Source organism: Paenibacillus hemerocallicola, assembly GCF_006265175.1.
Lineage (GTDB): Bacteria > Bacillota > Bacilli > Paenibacillales > NBRC-103111 > Paenibacillus_AB > Paenibacillus_AB hemerocallicola.
Genome location: NZ_VDCQ01000017.1, coordinates 130928 through 142783, shown reverse-complemented (window position 1 = coordinate 142783; position 11856 = coordinate 130928). Strand labels below are relative to the sequence as shown.

The following is an 11856-nucleotide window of genomic DNA, read 5'->3' as shown; positions in this document are numbered from 1 at the left end:
TTGCCGCCGCCGTTGTTGCCGCCGCCGTTGTTGCCGCCGCCATTATCGCTGCCCTTCACCTCGATCGTTACGGGCTGGGTGTACAAGTCGTATGGGTTGGCGCCATCGATTACGGTTGTGAATCGGAGAAGCGCATGAGCCGTACCGGATGTTTTGGCCGTTACGGTATTCCCGTTCGTCTCGAACAGCTCCTGGCCGTCCAGCCAGACGATATCGGGCGTTACTCCCGTTTTGACGCGCTTGAACGATTCCGCGATAGCCGAAAGCGTTGCGCTGTCGCCCTTGGACAACGTATACGCATCTTTTTCCGCTTTGAGCGAAGCGTTCCAGTCGGCGGAATAATAGGCGTAATCCGTCGTAATGCCGAATGCGCCCCGCAGGAAAAACGTCGTAAAATCGGCTTTGTTGTTGATCGTCCACGGCGATATGAGGATGCCGCGGTGCTTGGAAGCTTCCATGAAGCGCTGGCCCATATTATAATAGCCCGCATTATAAGTCGCGTTTTGGTTTTGTGTCGTCCGGAGCATATCCCGCAGCGATTTGCCTACGTTCGCGTCCGTATCGGAGCCGGGGCTGCCGACCAGAAGTCCGAGCGGAATTTCCGGCATTTGCGCCGCGAAACGCTTTAATTGCTCCGTCGAGAACGACATGATGTTCACGAGATCCTCGGCGTTTTTCTCCTTGATCAGATTCACGAGCACGTCGACGGCTCTCGGGGTGCCCGTTTTGATTTCGGCGTATACCATGATGCCTTTTTCCCGCGCCAAGTCGAGCTGCTCGTCCATGGTCGGCACTTTGACATCCGGATAGCCGTTCGGATAAGGCTTGTTCGCATTCAGCCTCTTGATCTCCTCGAGCGTAAAATCCTCGACGTTGCCGGTGCCGTTCGTCGTGTTTTGCAGCACCGAATCGTGGATGATGACGAGATGGTCGTCTTTCGTAACGTACATGTCGTTTTCGATAAAGTCCGCTCCGCTTTCATAAGCCAAAAGATTGCTCTCGATCGTGTTCTCCGGCGATGTCGCCGGCATTCCGCGGTGCCCGATAATAAACGGCTTGCGGATGAGCGTCGTAGCATGGTTGTACACCTTGAGCGCTTCGAAGGCGGCAGCGGGCGAGCCGGTCACGATGCCGTTGGTCCCCGAGGTGATCAGCTTGTGCAGCGTGACGCCATTGGGAACGGCACCGGTTGCTTCGCCGGTCCAGACGACGACCGTCCTCTGCTGAAGGTAAGACACGTTGTCCGCCGTCGCCGCCGATTGCGGAAGAAGGGCGATTTTGGCAGAGCTGAGCGTCGTTTGCCGGCGTACCTCCAGCAGGTCGTCTTTCGTGACCGTCTTCTTCCGGAAGTCGAGCACCCCGCGAAGCATCGGGTAAGCCGCTCTGACTCGTTTCACCAGTTCTCCGTTGTCGGAAACGATGAAGGCGTCCTCGATTCCTTTCGTTTGGACCAGCTGGACAACCCGATCCGCGGCAAGCTCGCTGCCGACATGGAAAGCGGGAATGATTCGCGTATCGATGGCGCCGAGCACCGTTTCCGCGTCCGCGATGACGTTCCCGGCCGGATCGGTGACTTTCAAATCATCGTTGACATGCAGGATGACGGTAGCTGGCGTAGCCGGTCCGCCAAGAGCGGCAAGTTGATCGCTCCCTGTCAGTTCGGTCACCACCGAAGGACCCATGGCGATTTTCGTTTCCGGCTCGTACACGTTCACGAACCGGTCGGCTGGCATCGGCGGCAGCGCCTCCTGTTGAAGCGTAACGCGCAGGTTGTCTATCTGCATCTTGCTGCCGTTGGCCTGGAGGCCGATCCGTCCGTTGAGGTAAGCTCCGGCCGCATCGGTATCGACGACGAGCTTGTCGCCGATCCATTCCTGTACGCGATTGCCTCGAGCTTTGATCGTGTAGCGGTAAAGCTTCGCCGAATCGATCGCTTCGCCGTAGGCGCCTTTGTCGATGACGTTCCAGGCGTTCGAGGGAGTCCTTTCCGCGAATTCGATCCCGTTCGAAGCGGTGGCGTCTTTGCGGACGGCCATTTGGTAGTAAGGATAATCGTTGTTTTGAATCCGGAACATGATGGAATGCCATCTTGCATTGTCGTTGGCGGACAGATGGGTCACATCGGCCTCGATCTTGTAATCGCCGAACAGCTGCAAGTATTCCGGCAGCAGCACGCGGGACGGATTGTCGGGAGATGCCGATGCATTGATTTCGAAAGCACCGGATCGCACGGCAGCCGCGCTTGCCGTCGAGCCTTCCTTCCGCGACCAGCCCTCGGGCAACGAGCCTTCCGCGATGCCGTCGAAATTTTCCTCGTACAGGACGTACTCGGAATCCGCGGGGGTTTTGGCCACGACGAGCAGCTTGACGGTCGCATTATCGATTTGGGCTGTAACCGTATGGACGCCCTTCCGATTGACGGTCATGCTTCCGTTTGCAATTGTTACGTCTCCGTTCTCCGTGCTCCAGGTCAATTGATCGCCCCGGATCGTACCCGTCGTAAAGTCGCTCCGCTCGGTACGGAACGACAAAGCGTCCAACCCGATCGGCGTCCCGGTCACGGCTAGCGCATAGCCTGGGTCGTGCTCCAGCTTGACGACTTTGGCTCCCGTAGCCGATGGGGTAACGGCAACGGTGCGGGATGCTTCGGCGTTGGCGAATACGGCCTTGATCGTCGCGCTGCCCGCCTTGATCGGATACAGCTGATTGTCGATGATCTTCACGACGCTTTCGTCGGTCGAATACACCTTCATCCGGTCCGCCGCCACCTGCTCGGTGAGGCCGTCCGAGAAATAGACGCTGCCCGTGACACTGACCGGTCCGGTCAATGCTTCCAGAGAGGCGGGAACGGAGAGGTCGAGCCGGTCGGCTGTAATCCGCGTCACCTTCAGGTTGTCGAACGAGACTTTGCTTTGATCGCCCTGAAAGCCGATTTTACCCCGTTCGAGCAAATCCTTCGTAAAGCTTTTGTCGATGAGCTGCGTATAGCCGGGATCGTTTTTCGCTTTGATGTATTCCTTCACATTGTTGTCGAATACGCGAACTTTCATTGTATAATCCGCATTCAGCGCAAGCGGCTTCCATTCTCCGCTCGCCATGACGGACCAATTGTTGTCCGGCTTGCGCAGGGCTACCTCATAGGTCCCTCTTTGACGGATCGCCATCTGATTGTAAGGGTTTTTTCCGCCTGCCGCTCCGCGGAACAGGAGGGAAGCCCATCTGCCGGAATCGAGCACGCTTTCGAACCGCACATCCGCTTCGATCGCGTAATTGTCCCACTGCACGGGGGCCGTGGCCCGGGCCTGCTTGCCCGACGCTTTACCGTCGAAAACCGCTCTCGCATTCCCGTATGTATCGCGCAGTACGGTGAACGGATTGCTTCCCGCGTTTACGTCCGAAATCCAGCCGTGCGGGAGCGAACCGTTCGGGGTGCTCTCGAAGTTTTCTTCGAGCAGCACGGAATTCGTAGCGCTCGTAACCGGGTTGCCGTCGCTGAGCACGATTGTGCCGAAGCCGCTTGTATCATTCCAGAACGAGGTGGTGTTATACGCGCTCCAGAAGCCGGAGCGTTGACTGGCCGCTTCGTCGCCGTAACGGTCCGTCACCCCGATTTCGAGACCGAGCTCCTTCATAAGCAACGGATTGAAGCCAAGCATGTCCCAAGGAATGGCGGTTTCGAGCATCCAGCCGGTATCGGTTTTGCCGATCGCCCGCAAAATGCTTTTCTCGTCTTTGCCGGCATGGTTGCCGAGCGCCGCTCCGAAATGGAATTCCGGCGTCGCGGAGTCCTGCTTGAACACGAAGCCCGCTTGCATATCTTCTTTGGCGTACGGCGCGGACCGATGAAGGGTCGGGTCGAAAAACAGATTGATGTTGTCCTGGTCGAACCAGTAGCCCGGCTTGTCCTGCACCGGAGTGGCGTCTTCCGCCTTGATGCCGACGTACAAATATTGATTGTCCCATAGCAGGCCGAATTTGGATGCCTGAAACGGTCCTTCCCCGACATGGGCATTGAGCGGCTGGTCTATGGTCCATACGGAATCGTCCAGCTTGCCGTCGATGACCGGGGCATTCAGCGTTTTCCTTACCTCGAGGGATTTTCGGCCCGTTTCCGCGGCGGCAGCCTGCGTAGAAGACGGATACGCCGGCAGCAGTCCGCACAGCATCGTGGCGCTCACGACTACGGACAACAGCTTCGAAGTTTTTTTCATGGGAACACCTATCCTTTCCGTCGATGGATCGGCCAAGCGGCCGAGAACGCCAAAAAGCCCTTCTACGCATCGGCAATGGAAGCGGCGCGCCATCATAAGGCTCTTCCGTCATCGACACATAAAAGGGCATTCTCCTCGTCTCGTACCCTTGACTATTCGGTTGTCCATCCTAGCTCCACTTTACCAGCCGATTGTTAAACGGACATCAACCCGGGATGAAGATATTGTAAATGGGGAAGTCACTTGCCGCACTGCACTCATGGACCACTTTACATACTTCACTTTACTTCGTCTCTATACAAAGCGCATACGATCGGGGTTAGGAACGATGAGCCTATTCGGCGACGGGGGAACAAATCGTTCCTTTATGAAGCCGTGAAGACGAGTGAGAAGGCCCAAACGGAACGAAAAGTTCCGCTATTGGCCGAAAAGCAGGCTGTAAACCGGGTTTCCGGACGGAATAGAGGAACGATTTGTTCCGTTACGCTCCTATTTCCGTACCATGGAGAGCAATAAAGGAACTTTTTGTTCCGTTACGCCCCTATTTCGGTGCCATGGAGAGCAATAGAGGAACTTTTTGTTCCGCTTCCTGATAGGGCACGAGCTTCTGGAACTGGGTAACAGAACACCGTTCCGCTCATTCGTACCCTTCATGGCCAATGGTCTCGACCGTCAATTCCTCAACACGGATTTCAACGAAGGGAACGGACTCTGGAACCGATACTAGGTCCACAGCAAACGGTTGCCCATAGATACCGCCGCCGCTCCCGCACGGAGAGCCGTCTCGATTTCGGCTTTGTCCTTGATCAGCCCGCCCGCGATAATCGGCGTCGGTACGCTGTCGCGCAGCTCGGTAATAACCCGCGAGAGAAGGCCGGGCATAATCTCGATCGCATCCGGCTCGCTTTGGCGGATATTGTGAATTCCTTGCTCGAGCGCGGACGTATCGATAATGAACAAGCGCTGGATGGCAAGCAAGCCTTGCTTTTTGGCGTGCTTGACGAAATGGCTTTTCGTCGAGATGATCCCGGTCGGCTTGATCCGCTCCGCGATGTATTTGATCACGATCGGATCCCCGCCAAGCCCGGTAATGAAATCGACGTGGAGAAACACTTTTTTGCCGGCCCGCAGCGCTTCGGCGACATAACGTTCGGCGGTAAACAAATCCCCGATCAGCAAAAACACGACCGGCCAGCCGTTGCGCAGCGCCGCCTGCAAATCCTCCGGCTTGCGAACTGCGGCGATTTTTCTTTCCGGTCCCCAATAATGCTCCAGCTCTCGCGACATGCTGCTACAGTCCCCTTTATCCCGGCTATTGCGGTACCCGGCCAGACGCCTTGTCCCGTTCATCCAGCATACCGGATGATTGTAAGCGGAGTGTTAACGGAAGGAAGCAAACGATTGTTCGAAAACTTTCTCTTGCTGACATAATCGTTTAAAATAAATTAGTAGCTATACCTGATAAAACAACCTTGAACACCCGAGGGCAACGGACGAACGGAATTGCTTGCAAGCGAGTTCGGGTACTCCGTTACGAAATGGTCCTAGATAAGCAGGAGTTGGCTTTATCTAAATGCAAAAGTGCAGCTTTTTGATGCTAAAATTGCGATTATAGTCGTTTTGCCTGTAAAAGTGCAGGTAACTGCCCAGCTTCACCATTCGAAACGAATATTTCGGGAAATCTACCTGCAGTTTTGCAGGTAGAGGGTCTAGAGAGGCCTTCTTGATGCAAAACTACATGCTCTTTTGCAGTTATAGGAGATGAACTGAGAAACGATGAAGAGCAATTGAAACTCTAGCTCAACTTAAATAACGTAACTCGAGAGGGAGAGACAATCGCAGCGCTCGGAGTACCCGGAATAAGATAAAGGAAAAGAGAGAAAAGGAGAATACTCACATGCTGAAGAGGAATCGCGTGCTCGTGATGACCGCGGTGGCGGCCGAGAGGGACGCGGTGCTGCGCGGGCTTGGCGGCGACGCCCGATTCGACGTTCGGCTTGCCGGGGTAGGCCCGGCCGCGGCGGCGGCCAATACGGCGGCGGCGTTGGCGGGAGGGGAGTACGGTCTGGTCGTGAGCGCGGGGATCGCCGGCGGCTTCGGCGGACGAGCCGACGTCGGGACGCTCGTCGTGTCGAGCGAGATCGTCGCGGCCGATTTGGGCGTCGAAACGCCGGAAGGCTTTACGAGCGTGGACGAGCTCGGGTTCGGCTCCGCCCGCGTTGCCGTCGATGCGGCCCTGGCGGAAAAAGTAACCGCCGCTCTGCGCGAGGCCGGCTTGCCGGTAAGCTGCGGTCCGGTCCTTACCGTATCGACCGCCACGGGCTCGGCTGCTACCGCGGCCGCGCTCGCCGGACGCGTGGAAGGCGCAGCTGCCGAAGGAATGGAAGGCTTCGGCGTGGCTACGGCCGCACGGCTTGGCAGCGTCCCCGTTATTGAAATTCGTGCCGTTTCTAATCCGGTCGGCCCCCGCGACCGCGCGGCTTGGAAAATACGCGAGGCGCTGGAGCTGCTTGAAGCGGCCGGTCCCATATTCGTGGAGGTGCTGGAATGAATATCGCTTTTTCCCCGTGTCCGAACGACACATTCGTATTTCATGCCTGGGTCCACGGGCTAGTGCCCGGTGCGCCCAAGCTCGACGTCATGTACGCGGATATCGATATAACGAACAATCTCGCGGCGAGCGGGAAAGGTCCGGATGTGCTCAAGATTTCGTACGCGGCTCTGCCTTGGGTGTTGTCGGATTATGCGCTGGTGCCGTGCGGAGGGGCTCTCGGCAGAGGCTGCGGCCCGCTCGTCCTGACGAACGACGGCGAGGCCGCGGTTAAAGGCGCTGCGGCGTTGTCCGGCAAACGGGTAGCGGTGCCGAGCGAGAGATCGACCGCCTACTTGCTGTTCCGGCTGTGGGTTGCCGGGCAAGTACCGGGAGGCGTGGGCGAGATCGTAGTGATGCCGTTCCACGAGATTATGCCCGCCGTACGCGACGGAGCGATTGATGCCGGATTGGTCATCCATGAAGCGCGCTTCACTTATCCGAACTATGGGCTGACCCTGCTTGCGGATATGGGAAGCTGGTGGGAGTCCGACACCGGACTGCCGATACCGCTCGGGGCGATCGTCGCCCGCAGGACGATGGACCTGGAAGCGATAGCGCGCTGGACGCGCGAATCGGTCCAATATGCGTGGGCTGACCCGCAGGCCTCCCGGGACTATGTACTTCATCATGCGCAAGAGATGAACCCGGAGGTGGCGAAAGCCCACATCGACTTGTATGTGAACGATTTTACCGCCGATTTGGGCGAAGCCGGTTATGCCGCCGTGGAAGCGCTCCTTGGCCGCGCTGCGAAGGAAGGGCTTGTCCCGGATATAGATCTGTCCGCTCTGCGGAAATGATTGTTTCTTGACGGCCGCGATCGACATTAGTTGAAATTTGGTTCACTCAGTGGCTGACCAGTACTAACATGCTAATAGGCAACAGCAGGTACAGGATTTTTGTAGTAGCTAAACTCGAACGAAAAAAAGCAGGCTGTCGGGGTTTCCGACAGCCTGCTTTTTTTCGTTCATTCCGGCTTATTTTTTTGCGGCAAGCCAGTCGGCAAGACCGTTGATGTCCGCATCGGAAAGTCTTCCTTTAAAGCTGGGCATTGCTCCTTTGCCGTTCGAAACGATGCCGGCGATCTGGTCCTTCGAATATTTGGCCCCTACGTTTTGCAGCTTCGGCGCCCCGCCGCCTTCCAGATTGACCCCGTGGCAGCTCGTGCAGTTTTGCTTATAGATGGCCGCCGCATCTACGGTTGCGGTGCCGCCTCCGCCGGCAGTGCCCCCCGTGCCTTGATTCGTTTCGGGTGTTTTGCTTTTGCCGCAAGCGGAAAGGCTTACGGCGAGCAGCAAGGACAAGCATAAGAGTGATTTTCGCATCGCGTGAACGCTCCTTCTGACAGGCTATAGGCAATCTGAGCATAGCGTTTCCTCCGCGACTGAGTTTCATGCATCCATCGATCTCCGATCGCATTTCCAATTTTGCATAATATGAGATCGGGAAGTTCAACATAATGGAAGCTGGACAACATGAATACAAACCGAGGAGCAGCGATTATGACAGAACAATCCGAACAACGGCAAAGCAACTCCCGGCGCAGATTCCTGAAATATTCGGGAGCGGCGATCGGCGGAGCGGTCGTAACCGGCGTCATCGCCGGTTGCAACATCGGGGGCAACAAGGCGGGAGAGCCGGCGCCCGTGGAAAAACAGCCTCCTGCAGCGAATTACAACGAAGCGGTCATGTTTTTCAACCAAGCTCAACTGCAAATTACGGAAGCGGCCGCCGAACGCATTTTTCCGAAGGACGAGCTTGGACCCGGGGCGACGGAGCTGGGCGTGGCTTTCTACATCGACCATCAGCTTGCCGGTCAGTATGGCAACAACGTACGGGAATACCGGATGGGTCCGTTCGGCCACAGCGAAGCGACGCAGGGCGACTACCAAAGCATTCAGCGCCACGAATTGTTCACGATGGGCTTGCAGGCTATGGATGACGAGAGCAACAGGAAGCATCAGAAGGGATTTACGGAAATTACCGACGAAGAACGGGACGCCATCCTCACCTCCATGCAAAAAGGCGATATTACGGTCGTAACCGGAGTTACGGGAAAATCGTTTTTCAACCTTCTGCGGAGCATGACGATGGAGGGCGTATACTGCGATCCCGTGTATGGCGGCAATAAAAATATGATGGGCTGGAAAATGCGCCAATATCCCGGCAATCAGATGAGCTATACGAGCATTATGGAGAAGGACGAGTTTGTCGTGATCGAGCCGCGAAGCCTGCATGATCATTTCGCCGCGCATTAATTGAAACCGCTGAACAACATACCAACCAAAGAGCAGGAGGAATTACATGGCTACGAAATTGCCTAAAGTGCCGGTAGTCATCGTCGGAATGGGCTGGGTCGGCGGCATTATTGCGGCCGAGCTGGCGAAGCAGGGCGTCAAGGTGGTCGGTCTCGAGCGCGGCAAGCCCAGAAGCACGAAAGACTACTATATGGCCCACGACGAGCTGCGCTATGCCCAGCGTCTGGATTTGATGCAGGATTTGTCCAAAGAAACGATTACGTTCCGCAACACCGAGAAGATGACCGCACTGCCGATGCGCGAGCACGGCTCGTTTCTGCTGGGAGAAGGGCTCGGCGGCGCAAGCGTTCACTGGAACGGTCAGACGTACCGGTTTCTCCCTTACGATTTTGAAATATACAGCAAGACGGTAGAACGGTATGGAAAAGGGAAAATTCCCGACGGCATGACGATTCAGGACTGGGGCGTTACCTACGACGAGCTGGAGCCGTACTTCGACAAGTTTGAAAAGATGGCGGGCATATCCGGCGGCGAGGCTCCCGAAGGCCTGGTCGGCAAACGGTCCAGCCCGTTCCCGACCAAGGAAATGATCAAGACGCCGGCGATCAAAATGTTCGAAGCGGCGACCAAAAAGCTCGGATACCATCCGTACATGACGCCTTCCGCCAATTTGTCGGAGCAATATACGAACCCGGACGGCATCACGCGCGCGGCCTGTCAATACTGCGGCTATTGCGAACGGTTCGGCTGCGAATACGGCGCCAAGGCCGATTCGGTCGTAACCGTGCTGCCGGTCGCCCAGCAGACCGGCAACTTCGAGCTCCGAAGCTACTCCAATGTGGTCCAGGTGTTGAACGACGGCAAAAAGGCCGGAGGCGTCGTATACGTCAATACGGTAACGGGCGAGCAGTTCGAGCAGCCGGCCGACGTGGTCATACTGGCCGGTTACCTGTTCAGCAATATAAGGCTGATGCTGACGTCCAAGCTAGGCACTCCGTACGATCCGGCCACGGGCAAAGGAGTCGTCGGCCGAAACTATGCGTACCAGGTCGGCGGCGGAGCGGCGACGGGCTTTTTCGACGACAAGCAATTCAACACATACGCCGGAGCCGGATCGCTCGGAATGGAAATCCCGGATTTCAACGGGGACAATTTCGACCACAGCGGTGTCCAGTTCATCCACGGTTCGGGCATCCGTCTCTTCCAGACCGGACAGCGCCCGATCGCGACCAATTCGGTGCCGGCCGGAACGCCGGCGTGGGGCAAGGAGTTTAAGCAGACGTCGCTCAAGTACGCTTACCGGGCGCTGACGGTTGCGTCGCAAGGCTCCAACATGCCATGGAGACACCACTATGTGGATTTGGATCCGACGTACAAAGACGTTTACGGACTTCCCCTCATGAGAATTACGTTCGACTTTGAGGAGCAGGACCGCCAGTTGGTCAAATTCATGTCCGGCAAAACGTCCGAGATCATGAAGGAAATGGGGGCAACGAAGATAGGCTCGAGCGATCAGCTCAATCCGTACAACATTGTGCCGTACCAATCGACCCATAATACGGGCGGGGCGGTCATGGGGGCGGACCCGTCGACGTCAGCCGTCAATTCGTATCTTCAAATGTGGGATTCCGAAAACGTGTTTGTCGTCGGCGCATCGGCATTCGCCCATAACAGCGGCTACAATCCGACTGGGGTGGTCGGCGCACTCGCATATCGGGCCGTAGACGGCATCGTGAAATATTTGAAGCAGGGCAGCGGGATGGTCGTCTAATTCCGCCCTGCTGCGGAAAGTGAGCTGGACTAAGCATGGAGCAGGAAGAGCTGATCTATCATTTGACCGAAGTGCGCAAAAGGCTCCTGATCGTATTCGGATGGTTTTTCGCCATGCTTTGCGCGGGCTTGTACATATCGCCCCGTCTGCTGCTTCTCATCAAATCGCAGCCAGCCGCGGCGAGCATCGAGTGGAACGTGTTCTCGTTTACCGACGGGTTGTTCATTTACATGAAGTGCGCTTTGCTGGTCGCCGTGCTGTTCACGCTGCCCGTGCTGCTGTACCAAATATGGGCGTTCGTCCGCCCGGGGCTGACGGAGGAGGAGGCGAGGGGGACGCTTCCGTACGTGCCGGTTTCGTTTGTGCTGTTTCTGGGAGGCGCGTCGTTCAGCTATTTCGTCGTGTTCCCGATGATGGTGCGGTTTATGGAGAAAATGAACCGGACGATCGGCGCCGTGGAAACGTACGGAATCGACCGCTACTTCTCGTTTCTGTTCAGCGTCGTATTCCCGATGGCGGTCGCGTTCGAGTTGCCGGTCGTCATATTGTTTCTGACCCGGATCGGCCTGCTATCTCCGGAACGGCTGAAGAAGGCGCGCAAATTCGCTTACCTCGGTCTTGCGATCGTCGGCTCATGCATATCGCCACCCGACTTCGTTTCCCATCTGTCGGTGACGATTCCTTTGATTTTGCTGTTCGAGATCAGCGTGATCGTATCGGCGAGACAATGGCGTACGATGGACCACGGCTTGTTGCCCCAGAAATAAGAGAGGCGCAGTACTGTAGAAAATACTTTTTCAGGAAAGGAGAGTGATCGCATGTTCAACAATATCGGCGTATCCGGCTTGATCATCATCTTGGCTATAGCGCTGGTCGTATTCGGTCCGGCCAAGCTGCCGCAGCTGGGTCGGGCTTTCGGTGACACGCTGCGCGAGTTCCGCAATTCCACCCGCGGCATCGTAGACGACAGCGAGCCGGCGGATTCCAATTCGACCGGCGAAGTAAAACGGATAAACTAGCGTATAA

At 56.6% G+C, this 11856-nt stretch carries 9 protein-coding genes; 6 read left to right on the top strand and 3 right to left on the bottom strand.

Going from position 1 to position 11856, the window contains the following annotated elements; all coding sequences use genetic code 11:
• A partial coding sequence (locus FE784_RS14620; RefSeq protein ID WP_139602945.1) for a glycerophosphodiester phosphodiesterase family protein occupies nucleotides 1–4211 on the bottom strand: 4211 nt, incomplete at its 3' end.
• 723 nt (nucleotides 4212–4934) lie between these two features.
• Nucleotides 4935–5498, bottom strand: coding sequence for a glycerol-3-phosphate responsive antiterminator (locus FE784_RS14615; protein ID WP_139602944.1), 564 nt, complete (start codon nucleotides 5496–5498; stop codon nucleotides 4935–4937).
• A gap of 610 nt (nucleotides 5499–6108) precedes the next feature.
• Between FE784_RS14615 and FE784_RS14610 the strand changes: the two genes are divergently transcribed.
• Together FE784_RS14610 and FE784_RS14605 are read left to right on the top strand one after the other, a co-directional pair.
• Nucleotides 6109–6762, top strand: a complete 654-nt coding sequence (locus FE784_RS14610) for a futalosine hydrolase (RefSeq protein WP_139602943.1) — start codon at nucleotides 6109–6111, stop codon at nucleotides 6760–6762.
• The gene (locus FE784_RS14605; protein WP_139602942.1) at nucleotides 6759–7601 is read left to right on the top strand and encodes a 1,4-dihydroxy-6-naphtoate synthase; all 843 of its coding nucleotides are present in this window, start codon (nucleotides 6759–6761) and stop codon (nucleotides 7599–7601) included. The genes FE784_RS14610 and FE784_RS14605 overlap by 4 nt, the downstream gene beginning before the upstream one ends.
• 177 nt (nucleotides 7602–7778) lie before the next feature.
• Here the strand turns inward: FE784_RS14605 and FE784_RS14600 are convergent, their stop codons facing one another.
• The gene (locus FE784_RS14600) at nucleotides 7779–8126 is read right to left on the bottom strand and encodes a c-type cytochrome (RefSeq protein WP_139602941.1); all 348 of its coding nucleotides are present in this window, start codon (nucleotides 8124–8126) and stop codon (nucleotides 7779–7781) included.
• A gap of 177 nt (nucleotides 8127–8303) precedes the next feature.
• On the opposite strand from FE784_RS14600, the gene FE784_RS14595 reads away from it, so the two are divergent.
• From FE784_RS14595 to FE784_RS14580, 4 genes are read left to right on the top strand one after another with little or no spacing between them, the layout of a single operon-like run.
• Complete coding sequence (locus tag FE784_RS14595) at nucleotides 8304–9059, top strand: gluconate 2-dehydrogenase subunit 3 family protein (protein WP_139602940.1); 756 nt, start codon at nucleotides 8304–8306, stop codon at nucleotides 9057–9059.
• Nucleotides 9060–9105: 46 nt separating this feature from the next.
• Nucleotides 9106–10830: a GMC family oxidoreductase gene (locus FE784_RS14590; RefSeq protein ID WP_139602939.1), complete on the top strand. Its 1725-nt coding sequence runs from the start codon at nucleotides 9106–9108 to the stop codon at nucleotides 10828–10830.
• A gap of 35 nt (nucleotides 10831–10865) precedes the next feature.
• The gene (tatC, locus tag FE784_RS14585; protein ID WP_139602938.1) at nucleotides 10866–11597 is read left to right on the top strand and encodes a twin-arginine translocase subunit TatC; all 732 of its coding nucleotides are present in this window, start codon (nucleotides 10866–10868) and stop codon (nucleotides 11595–11597) included.
• 51 nt (nucleotides 11598–11648) lie between these two features.
• The gene (locus FE784_RS14580) at nucleotides 11649–11849 is read left to right on the top strand and encodes a twin-arginine translocase TatA/TatE family subunit (protein ID WP_139602937.1); all 201 of its coding nucleotides are present in this window, start codon (nucleotides 11649–11651) and stop codon (nucleotides 11847–11849) included.
• The last annotated feature ends 7 nt before the right edge of the window (nucleotides 11850–11856 follow it).